The organism is Hydrogenophaga sp. (assembly GCF_036675665.1).
Taxonomy (GTDB): domain Bacteria; phylum Pseudomonadota; class Gammaproteobacteria; order Burkholderiales; family Burkholderiaceae_C; genus Hydrogenophaga.
On record NZ_JAKFEO010000010.1, the window covers coordinates 61,487 to 80,634 of the forward strand.

The 19,148-nt window shown below is 65.8% G+C and carries 18 protein-coding genes; 10 read left to right on the forward strand and 8 right to left on the reverse strand.

The features are described from left to right. Nucleotides 1-9 precede the first annotated feature (9 nt). Genes V6M63_RS06460 through V6M63_RS06470 form a run of 3 tightly spaced genes read left to right on the forward strand, consistent with a single transcriptional unit; the run spans nucleotide 10 to nucleotide 1,280 of the window. Complete coding sequence (locus tag V6M63_RS06460; protein WP_332740638.1) at nucleotides 10-564, forward strand: bactofilin family protein; 555 nt, start codon at nucleotides 10-12, stop codon at nucleotides 562-564. Between the two features lie 58 nt (nucleotides 565-622). Further along, complete coding sequence (locus V6M63_RS06465) at nucleotides 623-823, forward strand: hypothetical protein (RefSeq protein WP_332740640.1); 201 nt, start codon at nucleotides 623-625, stop codon at nucleotides 821-823. A 52-nt stretch (nucleotides 824-875) separates the two neighbouring features. After that, a complete protein-coding gene (locus V6M63_RS06470) occupies nucleotides 876-1,280 on the forward strand; it encodes a bactofilin family protein (RefSeq protein WP_332740642.1) in 405 nt (134 codons plus the stop codon). Here V6M63_RS06470 and ppa read toward each other — a convergent pair whose 3' ends face one another. Continuing rightward, nucleotides 1,281-1,817: an inorganic diphosphatase gene (gene ppa, locus V6M63_RS06475; protein ID WP_332740644.1), complete on the reverse strand. Its 537-nt coding sequence runs from the start codon at nucleotides 1,815-1,817 to the stop codon at nucleotides 1,281-1,283. It lies immediately after the preceding gene. A gap of 305 nt (nucleotides 1,818-2,122) precedes the next feature. On the opposite strand from ppa, the gene V6M63_RS06480 reads away from it, so the two are divergent. Then, the gene (locus V6M63_RS06480) at nucleotides 2,123-4,186 is read left to right on the forward strand and encodes a sodium-translocating pyrophosphatase (RefSeq protein WP_332740646.1); all 2,064 of its coding nucleotides are present in this window, start codon (nucleotides 2,123-2,125) and stop codon (nucleotides 4,184-4,186) included. Between the two features lie 16 nt (nucleotides 4,187-4,202). Here the strand turns inward: V6M63_RS06480 and V6M63_RS06485 are convergent, their stop codons facing one another. Further along, the gene (locus V6M63_RS06485) at nucleotides 4,203-4,838 is read right to left on the reverse strand and encodes a TetR/AcrR family transcriptional regulator (RefSeq protein WP_332740648.1); all 636 of its coding nucleotides are present in this window, start codon (nucleotides 4,836-4,838) and stop codon (nucleotides 4,203-4,205) included. Nucleotides 4,839-4,944: 106 nt separating this feature from the next. Between V6M63_RS06485 and V6M63_RS06490 the strand changes: the two genes are divergently transcribed. The 4 genes from V6M63_RS06490 to moeA all read left to right on the forward strand — a co-directional run bounded on the left by V6M63_RS06490 (nucleotide 4,945) and on the right by moeA (nucleotide 8,926). Then, nucleotides 4,945-5,766 carry a metal-dependent hydrolase gene (locus tag V6M63_RS06490; RefSeq protein WP_332740650.1) on the forward strand — a complete coding sequence of 274 codons (822 nt, stop codon included), beginning with the start codon at nucleotides 4,945-4,947 and terminating at the stop codon, nucleotides 5,764-5,766. Between the two features lie 47 nt (nucleotides 5,767-5,813). Continuing rightward, a complete protein-coding gene (gene moaA / locus V6M63_RS06495) occupies nucleotides 5,814-6,929 on the forward strand; it encodes a GTP 3',8-cyclase MoaA (protein WP_332740652.1) in 1,116 nt (371 codons plus the stop codon). A 91-nt stretch (nucleotides 6,930-7,020) separates the two neighbouring features. Beyond that, nucleotides 7,021-7,644, forward strand: coding sequence for a molybdenum cofactor guanylyltransferase MobA (mobA, locus tag V6M63_RS06500; RefSeq protein WP_332740654.1), 624 nt, complete (start codon nucleotides 7,021-7,023; stop codon nucleotides 7,642-7,644). 4 nt (nucleotides 7,645-7,648) lie between these two features. Continuing rightward, nucleotides 7,649-8,926 (forward strand): molybdopterin molybdotransferase MoeA, encoded by a 1,278-nt coding sequence (gene moeA, locus V6M63_RS06505; protein ID WP_332740656.1) that lies wholly within the window; start codon nucleotides 7,649-7,651, stop codon nucleotides 8,924-8,926. Between the two features lie 303 nt (nucleotides 8,927-9,229). On the opposite strand, the gene V6M63_RS06510 is transcribed toward moeA, so the two are convergent. From V6M63_RS06510 to V6M63_RS06525, 4 genes are all read right to left on the reverse strand, one after another. Next, nucleotides 9,230-12,307 (reverse strand): efflux RND transporter permease subunit, encoded by a 3,078-nt coding sequence (locus V6M63_RS06510; protein ID WP_332740658.1) that lies wholly within the window; start codon nucleotides 12,305-12,307, stop codon nucleotides 9,230-9,232. Between the two features lie 24 nt (nucleotides 12,308-12,331). Continuing rightward, nucleotides 12,332-13,510: an efflux RND transporter periplasmic adaptor subunit gene (locus V6M63_RS06515; protein ID WP_332740660.1), complete on the reverse strand. Its 1,179-nt coding sequence runs from the start codon at nucleotides 13,508-13,510 to the stop codon at nucleotides 12,332-12,334. Between the two features lie 152 nt (nucleotides 13,511-13,662). Continuing rightward, complete coding sequence (gene rnhA, locus V6M63_RS06520; RefSeq protein ID WP_332740662.1) at nucleotides 13,663-14,097, reverse strand: ribonuclease HI; 435 nt, start codon at nucleotides 14,095-14,097, stop codon at nucleotides 13,663-13,665. A 47-nt stretch (nucleotides 14,098-14,144) separates the two neighbouring features. Continuing rightward, the gene (locus V6M63_RS06525) at nucleotides 14,145-14,951 is read right to left on the reverse strand and encodes a class I SAM-dependent methyltransferase (RefSeq protein WP_332740664.1); all 807 of its coding nucleotides are present in this window, start codon (nucleotides 14,949-14,951) and stop codon (nucleotides 14,145-14,147) included. A gap of 111 nt (nucleotides 14,952-15,062) precedes the next feature. On the opposite strand from V6M63_RS06525, the gene gloB reads away from it, so the two are divergent. Both gloB and V6M63_RS06535 read left to right on the forward strand, forming a co-directional pair. After that, the gene (gene gloB / locus V6M63_RS06530) at nucleotides 15,063-15,836 is read left to right on the forward strand and encodes a hydroxyacylglutathione hydrolase (protein WP_332740666.1); all 774 of its coding nucleotides are present in this window, start codon (nucleotides 15,063-15,065) and stop codon (nucleotides 15,834-15,836) included. Further along, the gene (locus V6M63_RS06535) at nucleotides 15,833-17,509 is read left to right on the forward strand and encodes a transglycosylase SLT domain-containing protein (RefSeq protein ID WP_332740668.1); all 1,677 of its coding nucleotides are present in this window, start codon (nucleotides 15,833-15,835) and stop codon (nucleotides 17,507-17,509) included. The genes gloB and V6M63_RS06535 overlap by 4 nt, the downstream gene beginning before the upstream one ends. 11 nt (nucleotides 17,510-17,520) lie before the next feature. Here V6M63_RS06535 and V6M63_RS06540 read toward each other — a convergent pair whose 3' ends face one another. Beyond that, on the reverse strand, nucleotides 17,521-18,579 hold the full coding sequence (locus tag V6M63_RS06540; RefSeq protein WP_332740670.1) for an ABC transporter substrate-binding protein: 1,059 nt from the start codon (nucleotides 18,577-18,579) through the stop codon (nucleotides 17,521-17,523). Between the two features lie 160 nt (nucleotides 18,580-18,739). After that, nucleotides 18,740-19,144 (reverse strand): MAPEG family protein, encoded by a 405-nt coding sequence (locus V6M63_RS06545; RefSeq protein WP_332740671.1) that lies wholly within the window; start codon nucleotides 19,142-19,144, stop codon nucleotides 18,740-18,742. Nucleotides 19,145-19,148 lie beyond the last annotated feature (4 nt).

Here is a 19,148-nt window from a genome sequence, read left to right on the forward strand (position 1 = left end):
AAACCCGACATGAACCAAGACGCCGACCAAGGCCCCTATCCCTGGGTGAATTCGTCCAACGACACAGCGCAGGGTGACGAGCAAGACCCGCAACCGCACCCGACCACCACGCTTGAAGTGCCGGTGGGCAATGCCCTGCCGCCCTTGCAGTCGGCCACCATCCCGGTGCTTCAACCCCTGAACGTGTCCGTGGACGTGAACCAGAACGCCGAAGGCGTGCCCGGGCGCAGCATGCTGGCCGACGGCATGCATTTCGTGGGCAACGCCGTGTTGCGCGGCCCGTGCAGCATCGCCGGACTGCTGGAGGGCAACCTGATGCAGGACCAGGGCGCCGAGGTGTCGGTGGTCGTCACGGAAACCGGACGGGTCAAGGGCGACATCACCGCACAGAAAATTTCCGTGATGGGGCAGACCGACGGCATCCTCGACGCGGGCCAGGGCGAGGTATCGCTGCACGACACGGCCCGCGTGCAGGGTTTGGTGCGGTATGGCCGCATCCAGGTCAATGGTGCCGACCTCAATGCCACGCTGGAGCGGGCCAACCCGCCCCAGACCGTGCGCTGAGCCGCAGCCACCGTGTCCCGATTCCGTGCTGCCCCAGCGCCCTGCCCCGCCTTGCGCCGTGCCCGACTCCGAGACACTGCGCCAAACCGCGCTGCGTGCCAGCTGGCAACGCGACCAGCGTGTGGGCCGCCGACGCCGGTGGGCACGCTGGCTGGCCTGGGCGTTCTGGCGCTACGGCCTGGCGCTGCTGATGGTGGCGGGAGCGGTCAGCCTGGTGGTCTTGTGGCTGCTGCCGCTGGCCAGTGGCTGGCGGCCCTGAGCAGAGCCGCCTCCACAACACCGTTTCCAACCCCTTCCGGAGCCTTCAAGCCATGAGCCAACAACCCACCGCCACCCGCCTGGTGCCTGCCGAACGGCTGGGCGCCATCACCAGCCTGATCGCCGAGGGCTCGGTCTTTGAAGGCCACTTCCACGCCAGCCGGGACCAGGGCATCAAGATCGATGGCGTGCTCAAGGGCAACATCACGTTTGAGAACGGCGGCACCCTGCACGTGGGCGCCACCGGCGTGATCGAGAACACCCGGCTGGAAGCCGACTACGTGTTCATCGAAGGCAAGGTGACCGGGACCGTGATCGCGCGCAAGGCGCTGGAGATTGCCGGTTCGGCCACCCTGCTGGGCGATGCGAGCTACGACGAGCTGATCGACATGCACCCGCGAGCCCGGGTGCGCGGCAAGATCGAATACCGCGGCGACATCGAAGCCGCCGCAGACTGATCAGCCCTTGTTCGCTTCGTAGGCGGCCATGCCGTCCACGATCTCCTTGTGGGCGGCGTCCTTGCCTTCCCAGCCAATCACCTTGACCCACTTGCCCGGCTCCAGGTCCTTGTAGTGTTCAAAGAAGTGCTGGATGGTGTTCAGACGCATCGGGTTCAGGTCTTCCGGCTTCTGCCACTGGGTGTAGATCGACAGAACCTTGTCGATCGGCACCGCCAGCACCTTGCCGTCTTCCCCGGCTTCGTCCTGCATTTTCAGGATGCCGATGGCGCGGCACGGCACCACAACACCGGGAATCAGGGGCACGGGCGTGATCACCAGCACGTCGACCGGGTCACCGTCGCCCGAAATGGTCTTGGGCACATACCCATAGTTGGTGGGGTAGTGCATGGCCGTGCTCATGAAACGGTCCACGAAGATCGCGCCGGTTTCCTTGTCCACTTCGTACTTGATCGGATCGGCGTTCATCGGGATTTCGATGATCACGTTGAAGGATTCGGGCACGTTTTTGCCAGCGGTGACGTTGTCGAGGGACATGTTGTTCGAGGGAGGTTGGTTGAAAACTGAAGCAGCCGGTGCAGGCCTGCTGCCTTCTGGAGAGGCATCTGGCGTGTCTCATGCGACCGGCACGCCTAGGATTTACCCTGATTTTACTGATTCGAAGCTGACTTCTCTGCCGGCTTTCACATGCGCATCATGAATTGCCGCTAAATTCGCCATGTTGGCCAATCGCCCTGTTTCAACGCTGTGCAACGCAGCGCAACCGGCAGCGAGGAAGCAACGCAGCGGGGGCACCCCGGAGGCGTTGCCCCTTCCAAGTCGAAACAACGAGGAGCGATTCAATGGTTGGTCAATCAGCGCTGATATTCGTGTTGGTCTGTGGGCTCGTGGCCGTGGCATACGGTTTCTGGTCGCGCAGCTGGATTCTTTCTCAGGACGCGGGCAACGCCCGCATGCAGGAAATTGCCGAGGCCATTCAAACCGGTGCGGCGGCCTACCTGGCCCGGCAATACAAGACCATCGCGGTCGTGGGCGTGGTCATCACCATCCTCATTGGATTCTTCCTCGGCACCACCACCGCCATCGGCTTCGTGCTGGGTGCGGTGCTCTCGGGTGCATGCGGCTTCATCGGCATGAACATCTCGGTGCGCGCCAACGTTCGCACCGCACAGGCCGCCACCCGGGGCATTGGCCCGGCACTCGATGTGGCCTTCCGCGGTGGCGCCATCACCGGCATGCTGGTGGTGGGTCTGGGCCTGCTGGGCGTGGCCGGGTTCTTCTGGTTTCTGGTCGGCAACGGCAACCTGACGCCCGTCGAGGACCTCGCCAAGTTGCTCAACCCCCTGATCGGTTTTGCCTTCGGCTCTTCGCTGATCTCGATCTTTGCGCGCCTGGGCGGCGGCATCTTCACCAAGGGCGCTGACGTCGGCGCCGACCTGGTGGGCAAGGTCGAGGCCGGCATTCCGGAAGACGACCCGCGCAACCCGGCCGTGATCGCCGACAACGTGGGCGACAACGTGGGCGACTGCGCCGGCATGGCAGCCGACCTGTTCGAGACCTACGCCGTCACGCTGATCGCCACCATGGTGCTCGGCGCGCTCATGGTCGCCGCCGCGCCCATGCAGGCCGTGCTCTACCCGCTGGTGCTCGGTGGCGTGTCCATCCTCGCATCCATCGTGGGCTGTTTCTTCGTGAAGGCCAGCCCCGGCATGAAAAACGTGATGCCGGCGCTCTACAAGGGCCTGGCCATCGCCGGCGTGCTCTCGCTGATTGCCTTCTGGTTCGTCACCGCCTGGATCATCCCGGACAACGCCATCACCGCCACCGGCAGCCAGCTGCGTCTGTTCGGCGCCTGCGCCGTGGGCTTGTTGCTCACCGCCGCGCTGGTCTGGATCACCGAGTTCTACACCGGCACACAGTACTCGCCGGTCAAGCACATCGCACAGGCCTCCACCACCGGCCACGGCACCAACATCATTGCCGGCCTGGGTGTGTCCATGCGCTCCACCGCGTGGCCGGTGCTGTTCGTCTGCGTCGGCATCCTGGCCTCGTACCAACTGGCCGGCCTGTACGGCATAGCCACCGCCGCCACCGCCATGCTGAGCATGGCCGGCATCGTGGTTGCGCTGGACGCCTACGGCCCCATCACCGACAACGCCGGCGGCATTGCTGAAATGGCCGAGCTGCCCAGCAGCGTGCGCGACGTGACCGACCCGCTGGACGCCGTGGGCAACACCACCAAGGCGGTGACCAAGGGCTACGCCATCGGTTCCGCCGGCCTGGCCGCGCTGGTGCTGTTCGCCGACTACACCCACAAGCTGGAAACCTACGGCCACCAGATCACCTTCGATCTGAGCGACCCGATGGTCATCGTCGGCCTGTTCATCGGCGGCATGATTCCCTACCTGTTCGGCGCCATGGCCATGGAAGCCGTGGGCCGCGCCGCCGGTGCGGTGGTGGTGGAGGTGCGCCGCCAGTTCAAGGAGATCCCCGGTATCATGGAAGGCACGGCCAAGCCCGAGTACGGCCGCGCCGTCGACATGCTGACCACGGCCGCCATCAAGGAGATGGTGATCCCCTCGCTGCTGCCGGTGGTGGTGCCGATCCTGGTCGGCGTGTTCCTCGGCCCCAAGGCCCTGGGTGGCCTGCTCATGGGAACCATCGTCACCGGCCTCTTCGTGGCCATCTCCATGTGCACCGGCGGCGGTGCCTGGGACAACGCCAAGAAATACATCGAAGACGGCCACCACGGCGGCAAGGGCAGCGAGGCGCACAAGGCCGCCGTGACCGGCGACACCGTGGGCGACCCCTACAAGGACACCGCCGGCCCGGCCGTGAACCCACTGATCAAGATCATCAACATCGTGGCGCTGCTGATCGTGCCGCTGCTGCCGATGGCGACCTGATCCGCGCCCTGATGGCTCAGACGGCCCGCTTCGGCGGGCCGTTTTTCTTCATGTCGGGCGCAGGCGGCCCACCCGCGAGCAGGCGCACCACGGCGCTGGTGCTGGGCGTGAGCCGCTCCAGTTGCGCCGCCTCGCCGCGTTCGATGGCTTGCAACACGAGCTCGTGGATGCCCCCCACCGCTGCCATCGCCATGGTGGGGGTGAGCACCGATGCCTGCGCGTTGATCGTCTCCAGCATGTAGTCGGCCAGGTGCTGCATCACCTCGCGGCGCACGCTCGCACCGGCCTGCCCGAGATGGTGGATCTCCACGAACAACATGCGGATGAGTTGCGGTCCGGCCGCCAGGTGCGCGAGGTAGGCACCCAGCGCATGCTCCACCTGGTCTTGCCAGGGACGCTCGGGCTGCACCGATTCGCGCAGCGTGCGCAGGGCCGACGCGCTGGCAGCGCGGTAGAGCTCGAGAAAACACGCGTCCTTGTCAGCGAAATGCTCGTAGAACGTGCGTTTGGAAACCCCGGCCTCGGCCACCACCGCGGCAATGGAGGTGGCCGCCAACCCCTGCGTGGCGGCCACGTGCGCCATGGCCTGCAGCAGGCGTGCACGGTGTTCGTTGGGCACTTCCTCGGGGCCCTGGGTGTTCTTCGGCTTCATGAGCACGGATCTTAGGCGCTCGACCTTGACAGACCCGCGTTCGACGCGCACCATCGCGTTTTGGTACCAACGCGTACCACCTTGAAAACATCCACCCGATCCCACCATGACCGAACTCGTCGTCCGCCGCCTCCTGATCGATCTGGAACCACCCGTGGCGCGCCACTGGTGCGCGAACGATGCCTTCCTCACGGCGTGGTTCAACGCCCTGTCGATGAGTTTTCCCGTGGGTGAACAGTTCTTTCTGGACTCGGTGCGCAACGGTGCCAAGACCCTGTCGCCGCAAGAGCAGGCCCGATGGCAAGCCGAGGTGCAAGGCTTCGTGGGCCAGGAGGCCACGCACCGGCGCATCCACGCGCTGTTCAATGCGCAGATCGAACGGCACGGGCTGGTGAACACCTGGGGGCCCCGCATCGAAGAGCGCATGAAAGTGCTGGCGGGTGCCGATCCGCGCCACCACCTGGCCATCACCGCCGCCAATGAACACTTCACGGCCCTGTTCGCCGAATGGATGCTCTCGCATCCCGAAGTGTTCAACCACACCGAGCCACGACTGAAGAACCTCTGGCTCTGGCACAGCGCCGAGGAGTCCGAGCACAAGAGCACCGCGTTCGACGTCTACCAGGCACTGGGCGGCAGCCACGCCTGGCGCGTGAAGTGGATGCGCCGCGTGACGGTGTTCTTCCTCACCGATGCCCTGCGCCAGACCGCGCTCAACCTGCACCGCGACGGCACACTGTGGCGCTGGTCCACCTGGCGCAGCGCGGCCCGGCATCTGCTCGGACGCGAGGGTTTGCTGAGCAACAGCTTCAAACCCTGGCGTGCCTATTTCCGGCCTGATTTCCACCCCAACCAGCAGTCGAGCGATCTCTCAAGCCATTGGCTGGAGCGCAACGCCGACCAGTACACGCGTGTCGGGGCGGGTTGAGGCCGCGGCCCTGCGCTACCCCGCAGGGTGTCATCGATAATGACCGGATGTCCGAACGTGTCATTCCCCTGATCGATCAGCGCCTCGTCAACACCGTGGCGCGCATTCCCACCGTGCCGGTGGCTCCCACTGGCCTGCTAGGCGATGCCCTGGGCCGCCCGCTGCGCGACCTGCGCATCAGCGTCACCGACCGGTGCAATTTCCGCTGCAGTTACTGCATGCCCAAGGAAATCTTCGACAAGGACTACGCCTACCTGCCGCACAGTTCGCTGCTGACCTTCGAAGAAATCACCCGCGTGGCCACCCAATTCGTGGCACACGGCGTGCAGAAGATCCGCCTCACCGGTGGCGAGCCGCTGCTGCGCAAGAACCTGGAAATCCTCATCGAGCAACTGGCCGCCCTGCGCACCACCGAAGGCCAGCCGCTTGACATCACGCTGACCACCAACGGCTCGCTGCTCAAACGCAAGGCCGCTTCGCTCAAGGCCGCGGGCCTGCAGCGCGTGACCGTGAGCCTGGACGGCCTGGACGACACCATCTTTCGCGCCATGAACGACGTGGACTTTCCCGTGGCCGACGTGCTCGAGGGCATAGCGGCCGCGCAGGCCGCGGGCCTGGGTCCGATCAAGGTCAACATGGTGGTCAAGCGCGGCACCAACGACCACGAAATTTTGCCGATGGCGCGCCACTTCAAAGGCACGGGCATCGTGCTGCGTTTCATCGAATACATGGACGTGGGTGCCACCAACGGCTGGCGCATGGACGAGGTGCTGCCCAGCGCCGAGGTGGTGCAGCGCATCCATCAAGAGTTGCCTCTGGTGCAGCTGGGTGCCGCCGCGCCGGGCGAAACCGCCGAGCGCTGGGGCTATGCCGATGGCTCGGGCGAGATCGGCGTGATCAGCAGCGTGACCCAGGCTTTCTGCAGCGACTGCAACCGCGCCCGTCTGTCCACTGAAGGGCAGCTCTATCTGTGCCTGTTTGCCAGTCAAGGCCACGACCTGCGACCACTCATCCGCGGCGGTGCCACCGACAAACAATTGGCCGGTGCGATTGCGGCCATCTGGCAAGGCCGCAGCGACCGGTATTCGGAGCTCCGCGCCAGCCTGCCGCCTGACGCATCGACCGGCACCCGCCGCGTCGAAATGAGCTACATCGGTGGCTGATGCAAATGCCCCCCTGCGCCGCTTCGCGTCTTCCCCCGTGGGGGACCACGCCCGTGGCCCGGACAAGAGACCTCTTTGACAGGAACCACTTTTGATCCACACCAACGAAATCACAGCTCTCGTCTTGGCCGGGGGCCGCGGCTCCCGCATGGGCGGGCTCGACAAGGGCTTGCAGAACTTCAACGGCACGCCGCTGGCGCTGCACACGGTCTTGCGCCTGCAGATGCAGGAAGGCGGCTTGATCGGTGAGCTCATGCTCAACGCCAACCGCAACCTGGCCGCCTACGAGGCCTTTGGTGCACCGGTGTGGCCCGACACCATGAGCGACTTCGCGGGGCCACTGGCGGGTTTCATGACCGGCCTGGAGCGGTGCGAAACACCCTACATGCTCACCGTGCCGTGCGACACGCCGTTGTTTCCCTTCGATCTGGCCCGACGCCTGGCGCGGGCCTTTGAAGACGAGAGCACCGAGATCGCCATGGCCGCCGCGCCCGAGGAAGACGGGCAATTGCGCCCGCAGCCGGTGTTCTGCCTGATGCGCGTGGAGTTGCTGGAGAGCCTGGTGGTCTTCACGCAAGCGGGCGGCCGAAAGATCGACCAGTGGACAGCGAAGCACAAGACCGTCATCGTGCCGTTCAATCTGCCCGGTGACGACCCACGGGCCTTCCACAACACCAACACCCTGGCCGAGTTGCACGCGCTGGAAAAGAGCTGATCCCATGAAGTCGATGGAGCAGATCGCAGCGGAACTGCAGGGCTACGACCCCAAGGCCCTGAGCGCCGACCGGGTCAACGATTTCCTGGACCGACTGGTGGAGCCCGTGACCGCGACCGAAGAGGTGGGCGTGTTCGAGGCGCTGGACCGCACGCTGGCCGCTGATGTGATCTCGCCCATCAGCGTGCCACCGCACGACAACTCGGCCATGGACGGTTTCGCCTTCGACAGCCAGTTGCTCAAGCCGGGCCAGCCGCTCAAGCTGCGCGTGGCCGGTACTGCCTTCGCCGGCAAGGCCTGGGCGGGCGCATTGGGCACCGACCAGTGCCTGAAGATCATGACCGGCGCCATCATGCCGGCCGCACTGGACACCGTGGTGCCGCTGGAATTCGTGAAGATCGAGGGCGACGCGGTCGAGATTCCACCCGGCGCGGTGAAGGCGGGTGACAACCGCCGACTGCTCGGCGAAGACCTGATGGCCGGTCAGCCGGCGTTGCGCAAGGGCCAGACGCTGGGTCCTGCCGCACTCGGTCTGATCGCCAGCCTGGGTCTGCCGACAGTGACGGTGTTCCGCCGCATCAAGGTGGCGTATTTCTCCACCGGCGACGAGATCCTCACCCTGGGTGAACCGATCCGCGAAGGTGCGGTGTTCGACAGCAACCGCTACACGGTCTTTGGACTGCTCAAGCGCATGGGCGTGGACGTGATCGACATGGGCGTGGTGCCCGACGAGCCGGCGCTGCTCGAAGCCGCCTTCCGCACCGCTGCCGTGCAGGCCGACGCGATCATCACCAGCGGCGGCGTGAGCATGGGCGAGGCCGACCACACCAAGGCCATGATGAAACAGCTGGGCGACGTGGCCTTCTGGCGCATCGCGATGCGACCCGGCCGCCCGATGGCGGTGGGCCGCATCACGGAGGCTGGCAAATCATCTGTGTTGTTCGGGTTGCCTGGCAACCCGGTGGCCGTGATGGTCACATTCCTCGCATTCGTGCGCCCTGCCCTGCAGCGGCTCATGGGCGGCACGGCGACGGCGCCGGTTCTGTTGCAGGCACACAGTCTGGAGCCGCTGCGCAAGAAGCCTGGGCGCACCGAATACCAGCGCGGCATTGTCAGCAAGGCGGCCGACGGTTCGCTCACGGTTCGCATCACCGGCAACCAGGGCTCGGGGGTTCTCAGCTCCATGGTCGAGGCCAATGGTCTCATCGTGTTGCACCACGAACAGGGCAATGTTGCCGTGGGCGATGCGGTGGACGTGATGATGTTTTCCGGGGTGGTCTGAGTTTTTCTCCGGCTGGTCCGGTCGTCGGCGACCACGGGGCACGGCTCCGCGAATGTCCCCCGGGGGCCTTTGGCCCCCTCCTCCTTTATTTCGCTGCGCCGTGCCCCGTGGCCGCCGATGACCTCGTTGCGCTCGCCAAGGTTCACTCCAACGTCACTTCAGGCTCGCGGGCGTGGTGTGCTCTGCGCAGCGGCATAAAGGAGGAGGACCGGCGCAGCCGGTCCGGGGGACAGCCGCGGAGCAGAGCGCACCGCGTTCGCGAGCCCGCGAGGAGCAGGCAAAAAAGGCAATTCCAGCAAAACCCTACTTGGCAGGAACAGCCTCTGCATGCCCATCCACAGGCACAGGAGGCTTGTGTGACTTCGCACGCGACAACAACGAATACATGGTCGGCACGACAAAAATGGTGAGCAGGGTGCCCACGCTCATGCCACCCACGATCACCCAGCCGATCTGTTGGCGGCTCTCGGCGCCGGCGCCACTGGCCAGCGCCAGCGGAATGGCGCCCAGCACCATGGCGCCTGTGGTCATGAGGATCGGGCGCAAACGCAGTGCCGCCGAACGTTTCACAGCTTCAAGTTTTTCCACCCCCTGCTCGCGCAACTGGTTGGCGAACTCCACGATCAGGATGCCGTGTTTGGTGATCAGGCCCACCAGCGTGATGAGACCGATCTGGCTGAACACATTGAGCGTGCCTCCGGACAGTTTGAGTGCGAGCAGCGCGCCGAGCATGGACAGCGGCACACTGAGCAAGATGATCAGTGGATCGACGAAGCTCTCGAATTGGGCAGCGAGCACCAGGTAGATGAACAACAGCGAGAGCACGAACACGATGGCCAGCGAGCCCGACGAATTTCGGAACTCGCGGCTCTGTCCGTTGAGGTCGGTGGCATAGCCCGCGGGCAGAATTTCAGACGCGGTCTGCTCCATGAACTCCAACGCCTCACCCAGCGAATAGGTGGGGCTGATGTTGGCCGTGATCGACGCGCTGCGCCGCTGCCCGAAGTGGTTGAGCTCACGCGGCACCACCACCTCGCGGGTGGTCACCAGAGAGCCCAGCGGGATCATCGCGTCACCGCGCCCGCGCACGAACAGGCGGTCGATGTCCTCGGGTGTGCTGCGGTTGGCAGAGACGGTCTGCACCACCACGTCGTACTGCTCACCGTCGCGCTTGTAGCGCGTGACCACACGCCCGCCCAGCATGGTCTCGACCGTGCGCGCAATGGTGTCCACGCCAACGCCCATGTCGGCCGCGCGTTCGCGATCCACGTCCATGCGAATCTCGGGTTTGTTCAGGCGCAGGTCGGTGTCGACCTGCACGAAACCAGGGTTCTGCGCCAGCCGGTCCTGGAACTTGCGCACGTTGGCCGACAGGTTTTCATAGGTGTCGCTGGTGACGATCACGAAGTTGATCGGTCGCTCGCGAAAACCCTGGCCGAGCGAGGGAGGCGTGATGGGGAAGGCGCTGACGCCCGGCAGCGCCGCCATGCCCGGGGCCATGGCGCGCGCGATTTCCATCGTGGTGCGGTCGCGATCCTCCCAGGCCTTGCCGCGCATCACCACGCTCGCCTGCGCCACCGAAGGGTTCCCCACGATGGTGAAGATGCGATCGAACTCCGACTGCTGCGTCGCCATTTTCTCGATCGCCTCGGCGTAGCGACGCGTGTAGGCCAGCGTTGCGCCGTCGGGTCCGTTGATGTTGGCCAGCACGACGCCACGGTCTTCCATGGGTGCGAGCTCCGAGCGCGTGGTCTGCAGCAGCCACCAGCTGCCGGCGGCACTGGACACCATCACCGCCACCACCAGCCAGCGCACGTTCAATGAGCGGCCCAGGGCGCGGTCGTAAGCCGTGTTCACGCCCGTGAGAACGCGTTCCATGAACCGATCGAATCGACTGGGCTTCTCTGTATGCCGCAGCAGCTTGGAGCACATCATGGGCGAGAGCGTGAGCGCCACAAAGCCAGAGACCACCACGGCACCCGCCAGCGCCAGCGCGAATTCGGCGAACAGACGCCCGGTGCGTCCCGGTGTGAAGGCCAGCGGTGCATACACCGCCGCCAGAGTCAGTGTCATCGCGACGATGGCGAAGCCGATCTCCCGTGCGCCCTGGATGGCGGCCTCAAAGGGCTTCATGCCCTCTTCGATGTGCCGGTAGATGTTCTCCAGCATCACAATCGCGTCGTCCACCACCAGGCCGATGGCCAGCACCAGGGCCAGCAGCGTGAGGGTGTTGATGGAGAAACCGAACAACGCCATCAGCGCGAACGAGCCGATCAGGCTGACGGGAATGGTGATCAACGGAATGACCGACGCGCGCAGTGTGCGAAGGAAGACGAAGATCACCAGTGCCACCAGCACCGCCGCCTCGGCGATGGTGGTGTACACGGCCTTGATCGAGCGGTCGATGAAGATCGAGTTGTCGTTGGCCACCTCGATGCTGACGCCCTCGGGCAGTTCCTCGATGATGCGCGGCAGCATCTCCTGCACCGCAGCCGAGAGCTCCAGCGGATTGGCCGTCGCCTGGCGGATCACACCCAGTGAGATGGCGTCGCGTCCGTTGTAGCGCACCGAGGTGCGCTCGTCTTGCGGTGCCTGCTCCACGCGCGCCACATCGTCGATGCGGATGGTCTGACCGCTGACGGTGCGGATGCCGATGGCTCGGAACTGCTCCGGCGTCTGCACGTCGGTGGCGGCAGTCACGTTGAACTCGCGCAGCGAACTCTCGATGCGGCCGGCGGGCACTTCCAGGTTGGAGCGGCGCAGCGCGTCCTCCACGTCCTGCACGGTCAGGCCGTAGGCGGCGAGACGGTCGGGGTCGATCCAGATGCGCATGGAAAAGCGCCGCTCGCCCCAGACACGCACATCAGCCGCTCCAGGCGCGGTCTGCAGCCGGGGTTTGATGAGCCGATTGGCCAGATCGCTGAGCTCCAGCGACGTGATGGTGTCGGAATTGAGCGCCAGCCAGATGACCGGCGAGGCGTCGGCCTCGACCTTGGCGATGGTGGGCTCGTCAACGTCATCGGGCAGGCGCTGGCGCACGCGGCTGACCTTGTCGCGCACGTCGGCAGCGGCGGAGTCGGGGTCGCGCTCCAGCTTGAAGCGCACGGTGATCTGGCTCTGCTCCTGGCGGCTGATGGAGGTGATGATGTCCACGCCCTCGATGCCGGCAAGCGAGTCCTCCAGCACCTTGGTGACCTGGGACTCGATGACCTCGCTGGAAGCGCCGCCGAAGCGCGTCGTGACGGTGACGGTAGGTTCGTCGATGCGCGGATACTCGCGCACCGTCAGCCCCGTGAACGACACGAAGCCGATCAGCAGAATGAGCAACGACAGCACGGTGGCGAACACCGGGCGCCGGATGGCAATTTCAGGCAGTTGCATGGGGATTCCCGTCGGTCGGCGGCGTCAGGGCGTGACGGGCTGGCGCGCCTGCGCAGCGCCGTTGGTGGTTGACACCATGTTCACCACCCGCACGGCAGTGCCGTCACGCTGCAGGCGCTGCTGTCCAGCCACCACCACCGTGTCACCCGAAGCCACGCCCTTGACGATCTGAACGACGGACCCGCGCCGCACGCCCGGTTCGACCTCGACCCGGCGCGACAGCAACTTCTTTGCGTCGCCCTGTCCCTGCTCATCGAGCAGGAAGACAAACTGCTTGCCGCCCTGGGGCACCAAGGCTTCCTCGGGCACCACCAGGGCCGCGTCGTTCACCGAAAACACGATGAGCACGCGTGCGAACATGCCCGGACGCAGATCGGCGCCCGCCGTTCTGGGCATCACCGCGCGCACCGAGATGGATCGCCCATTGGCGTCCAGGAGTGGATCGACCGCCAGCACCTGGGCTTCGAAGGTCTTGCCCGGCAGGGCGTCGAGTTGCACCTGCACCGACTGGCCGGCGGCAATGCGGCTCTGGTAGCGCTCGGGCAAGCGGAAATCCACGGTCAGCAACGAGGTGTCCTCCAGATTCACCAGGTCGTCGCCATCGCCCACGTACTGGCCCAGGTTGATGCTGCGCAGGCCCACGGTGCCGTTGAAGGGGGCCGTGATGCGCATGCGCTGCATGCGCGCCGTGGCCAGGGCCACCTGGGCTTCAGCCACCTGCAGATTGGCCTGGCTTTCTTCCACCACGCGGGTGGCCACGAAATTCTGCGCCACCAGTTCCTGGTTGCGCTTGAGGTTGGCACGGGCGATCGACTGCTGCGCTTGCGCCTGACTCAGTTCGGCGCGCTGCAAGGTGTCGTCCAGTTGCACCAGCAACTGACCCGCCTTGACCTGCGCACCGTCGGCAAACGCGATGCGGACCACCCGGCCACTGACCTCGGGCTTGAGCGTGACGCTTTGGCGCGAACGCAGCGTGCCCACCGCCTGGGCGTCGTCCCGCAGGCGCACGGCCTTGACTTTGGCCACTTCCACCCCGGGCGCCGTACCTATGCCACCACCACTCGCCGGTGTGGCGGCCGCTGCCCCGCCCGTACCCGGGGCAGCCACCGCCGCGGAGGGCTTGTTCTGCAGCCACCAGGCTGCACCGGAGGCCGCGGCGATGCCCGCAACCGCCACCAGCACATAGATCACTTTCTGGGCCATGGTTTCTCAGTGGAATTTCAAAAGAGGGTGTCGGGCCGCTGCGCTCAGCTCAGCCGTGCATCGATGGCATGCTCACGATCTTTGCAATGTAGCAGTGCTGAGCACCGCGCAGGCGTGAAGTTCCCAACACCCCAGAGGCATTGAGAGGCTCATCAACCCGGGACACCGCGGTTGGCCAACGCGTCGGCCCGCTCGTTACCCGGATCGCCCGCATGGCCTTTCACCCAATGCCATTCGATCTGGTGGATGCCGCCATGTACCAGGGCGTCCAGCCGCTGCCAGAGTTCGGCGTTTTTCACCGGCTGCCTGGCTGCGGTGATCCAGCCCTTGCGCTTCCAGCCGTGGATCCATTCGGTGATGCCCTTGCGCACGTATTCGCTGTCGAGATAGAGCGACACGCGGCAGGGGCGCTTGAGCGCGGCCAGCGCCTCGATCACCGCGGTCAGCTCCATGCGGTTGTTGGTGGTGTCGCGCTCGCCGCCCCACAACTCCTTCTCGAACCCTTCCGAGCGCAGATACACGCCCCAACCGCCAGGCCCCGGATTGCCTTTGCAGGCACCGTCGGTGTAGATCACCACATGGTTCAAACGTCAAACTCCTGAAGAAATGGAAGTGGATGGCCGCACACGACGACTCAGCGCCGGTTGGCCACCGGCACGGGCGCGGGCGTCGCAACGCGCCGGGGCTTCCAGGCCGGCCCCAGCAGACGCATGCCGCGCACGCGCTTGACCGCCACCACGAAATACACCGCGCCAAAGATGGGCCACCAGCGTGCACCTGCCCGGTCCATCCAGGCGGTGCGCTGCAACCATTTGTCGGTTTTCATCGCCGGGCGGTAGCAGCCGAAGCGGTCCGACTCTACTTCAAAGCTCAGCAGACGCAGCCAGTCGCGCAGGCGCCAGGGACCGATGAATTCACCCGCATCCGGCAGAAACAGATCGGGCCTTCCCAGCACGCCCACGCGCCCGCTCAGCCGGGCCCGTCCCTGGCGCAAGCCCCACAGGCTGCCCGGGTTGAAGCCGGAGATCACCACCCGACCCTCGGGCACCAGCACGCGCTCCACCTCGCGCAGCACCTGGTGCGGATCGGCGCTGAGCTCCAGCGTGTGCGGCAACACGACAAGATCGAGGCTGGCCGCGGGAAACGGCAGGGCCGCCGCGTCGGTGACCAGCGCCACCCGCATGCGCTGCGGCTGCCCGTTCGAGTCACCCGTTCGTGCATCTTGTGCCAATTGGGACTGCAGTTCCTCCGGCAGGGCCAGCCAGCGGTGCGGCATGCGGTTGGCCTGCAAGGTCTGCAGTTCGGGCAGCCCCAGCTGCATGGCGTTGTAGCCAAAAAGGTCGGCCACCGCCAGGTCGAATTGCGTCTGCTCCCAGCCCAGCAAATACTGGCCGGGCGGGGTTTGAAACCATTCGGTCAACCCTGTCAAGTTTTCGGTCATGGGTGGCGTCAGAGGGGCGATGAAACAGCCGAAGTCTGCGACACTGCAAACCACCGCGAAAGCCCCCTCGGACTCTACACGTCCCCGCCCCATCGACACACGCCCCGACCCATGGAACTGTTCCCCCTGCCAGCCTTCAGTGACAACTACATCTGGATCCTCCACGATGGTCAGCGCGCGCTGGTGGTCGACCCCGGCGAGTCCGATGGCGTGCTGGCCTGGCTGGAGCAACACAGCCTGACGCTCGACACCATCCTGATCACCCACCACCACGCCGACCACACCGGTGGCGTGGCCGCGCTGCGCGAGGCCACCGGCGCACACGTGATCGGCCCGGCCTTTGAGCCCATGCCCGAACCCCTGCAGCGCGTGAGCGCCGGTGAACACGTGGATGTGCTCGGCCTGCGCTTCGAGGTGATCGACGTGCCAGGTCACACGGCCGGCCACATTGCCTATTACGCCGCCCAGGCCAAGGGCTCACCGCTGCTCTTCTGTGGCGACACGCTGTTCTCGGGCGGCTGCGGCCGTCTGTTTGAAGGCACGCCCGCGCAGATGCTCGACTCCCTCACCCGGCTGGCGGCCCTGCCCGCCGATACACGCGTGTGCTGCACCCACGAGTACACGCTGTCCAACCTGAAGTTCGCCCAGGCCATCGAGCCCGACAATGGCGCCCTCGCCGCTTACGTTGCGAAATGCCAGCAACAACGCGCCCAGAACTTTCCCACGCTGCCCAGCTCCATCGGAGTCGAAAACAGCATCAACCCGTTCCTGCGCACCGCAGAGGCGGCCGTGGTGCGAGCGGCCCAAGCCCACGAGCCGGCCACCACCGCCGACGCCGTGTCGGTCTTCGCCACGCTACGGACCTGGAAAAACAATTTCAAATGACGCACGCCTTCGCCTTGCCATCGCCCCCTGCTTTCCCCTCTCGCAACCGCCGCTGGTGGAGCACTGCCGCCCTGGCAGCGGGTCTCTTTCTTTCAGGCTGTGCCACGGTCGACAACGGCAATGGCAACAGCACGCCAGCGCCGTCGGCCGTCGATCCGTTCAGCAACCGCGCGAGCGCCGCGCCGCCGCGCCTTCCCTCGTACCGCTTGCCGGGCGACATTCCTCTGAGCGACATCGGCGTGGCCAGCACCAGCGTGCCACCCGTGACCCTGCTGGCCGCACCGGCGGACCTGTGGGAGCGCATCCGCCGCGGTTTTGCCATGACCGATCTGGACAACGATCTGGTGCGCGATCAGGAACGCTGGTACGCCACGAGGCCCGACTACATCCAGCGCATGACCGAGCGCTCCAGCCGCTACCTGTTTCACATCGTCGAAGAGATCGAACGCCGCAACATGCCGATGGAACTGGCGCTGCTGCCGTTCATTGAGAGTGCGTTCAACCCGCAGGCGGTGTCCAGTGCGCGCGCCGCCGGCATGTGGCAGTTCATGCCGGCCACCGGGCAGTCGTTCGACCTCAAGCAAAACGTCTTTCGCGATGACCGCCGCGACGTGCTGGCCTCCACCCGCGCCGCGCTGGACTACCTCCAGCAGCTCCACGGCCGTTTCGGCGACTGGCACCTGGCGCTGGCCGCCTACAACTGGGGCCAGGGCAACGTGAACCGCGCCATCACCAAGAACCAGCGCCTGGGCCTGCCCACCGGCTACACCGACATCAACATGCCGCTGGAGACGCGCACCTACGTGCCCAAGCTGCAAGCGGTGAAAAACATCATGGCCCAGCCGCAGGCGTTCAACACCACCCTGCCCCTGATCGGCAACCACCCGTTCTTCGACACCGTCACGCTTGACCGGGACATCGATGTGGCCGTGATCGCGCGCCTGGCCGAGGTGAGCGAGGCCGACTTCCGCGCACTCAACCCCTCGCTCAAGCAACCGGTGGTGATGGCCGCCGGCACGCCCAACATCTTGCTGCCCTGGGACAACGCGGTGATCTTTCAGACCAGGCTGCAAAGCCACGACGGGCCGTTGGCCAGCTGGACCGCCTGGGTTGTGCCCACCACCATGACGGTGGCGCAGGCCGCCTCGCGCGTGGGCATGAGCGAATCCGATCTGCGCGAGGTCAACAACATTCCGCCGCGCATGAGCTTGCGCGCCGGCTCCAGTCTGCTGGTGCCGCGCACCGGGCAACGCAACAGCGACGTGCCCCTGCACGTGGCCGACAACGGCCAGCTCAACCTGCAGCCGGACGTGGTCTTGCGGCGTTCGGTGGTCAAGGCACGCAAGGGTGACACCCTGGCACGTCTGGCGCAGCGCTACGGCGTGAGCGCGGTCAGCGTGGCCGGCTGGAACAACCTGGCGGTCAATGCCGCCCTCAAGCCCGGTCAGCGAGTCAAGCTGATGCTGCCCAAGCGGATCTCGCTGGCGGCCTCCGGCGGCACGCCCGCAAAGAAGGCTGTCGCCAGCGGTACCCGCAAGGTGGCCAAGAGCGCGGGCCAGCCCACCAAGGCAAAAGCCAGAGTGGTGGTCAAGAAAAAGACCACCAGATCGGTTGCATCGAGCAGCGCCAAGACGCGCCTGGCTTCCACCGCCAAGACCGACAAGAAGCCCTGATCCCGTGCGCCTCAGGCCCTGAAACGGGCCTTGGCCTTGCGGGCGAACACGTTGGTGAAGGTGTTCGGCAGATCGAAGCGGTCCATCGACCCGGGCTCGTCGAACTGGGCCACCAGGCGCGCCGCGATCTCCGGCCCCTCGTTGGGCATCAGGCCGTCGGGCGACCAGGACTCACGCGCCCGGTTGAACGCCGCGAGGTAGAGCGAACGGTCACCCTGAAAGTAGCGCTCCGGCACCACCTTGATGATGTCGGATGGCCCCGCGGTCTGCAGCCACTTGAGCGCATGCACCATCGCGTCCGCCATGGACTGGCTGGCGCGCGGAAACTGGGTGAGGAATGCGCTGGTGGCACACAGACAGGCCGAGGGCATCGGCCCGCCAAACACATCGGCGTTGCCGCGCACGCTGCGCGTGTCGGCCACCACCTTCAGCTCTCCCGCCTGCTCCAGTTGCGTCACCGTGGGGTCGGTGTAGCTGATGGCATCCAGCGCGCCGTTGCGAAAGGCCGAGATCGCCGCCCAGGCATTCGGAATGGCCACGAACTGCACGTCACCCGAGCGCAAACCGCCGCGGCTGAACACGGCACGGGCAACACGGTGCGCGGAAGACCCGATGGCTTGCACCCCCACCCGCTTGCCCCGGAGATCGGACAGCTGGCGGTAGTGCGCGAACGTCTTGGTCGACACACCCACCACGATCTGGGGCGTGCGCCCCTGCAGCACGAACGACTGCAAGGATTGGCCGCGCACCTGCCAGGCGATGGTGCTGCTGTAAGGCGCCGACAGCGCGTGGACCGCGCCCGAGAGCAAGGCCTGCATGGCTTGAGACGCTTCCGCGAAGTCCCGCACCTCCACATCCACACCTTCGCTGGCAAAGTAACCCAGCCGGTCGGCAATGGTCAGGGGCAGGCAGGAGAAGTCGGTGCGGTTGTCCACCGCGATCACCAGCTTGGGGGCATTGCGTGGCAGGGGTGTGGCGGGCGGCACGATCAATTGCGCGCGCAGCTCCGGCATGCCCGCAGCCAATGCCGCTGCGGCCACCGCTCGACCCCAATCTCTGCGCTTGAGCATGCCCCCATGTCCTCTCTGTATTGCTTTATGAATACACAGAGATTAGGGGGCCCACTGCCCGCCCGCATCGGGACCATTCCCGAGCGGGTTTGTACCGAGCGTTTTCAGGGTATTTTTTGCAAGCTGATGTAACCGCACCGCCACCAGCGTGGCAGCGTGCTCAGGCGAACAGGATCGCGACGTTCACCAGGAAGGCCAGCCCCCACACCAGACTTCGCACGGTGGCCAGGTCGGCCACGTACATCATGATGTAGAGCAGGCGCAGCACGATGTAGAGGAAGGCCAGCACGTCCAGCCGCAGCTGCGAGGCGCCAAGCTGGTGGGCGATGATCACCGCGCCCATGAAAAACGGCAGCGCTTCAAAGCTGTTGGCCTGCGAGGCGTTGGCACGGGCGCGCCAATCGGTCTGCTTCGCGAGCCATTGACGCGGGTGGTGGTTGTCGAAACCGCCCTGGCGTCTGGGTATGGCCAACATGCCCCACTTGGCCAGACCCGCGCACAGGATCGGCAACACCGACGCCACGAGCACGCACCAATAGGCCACGGTCAATCCCGCCAGTTTCATGGGA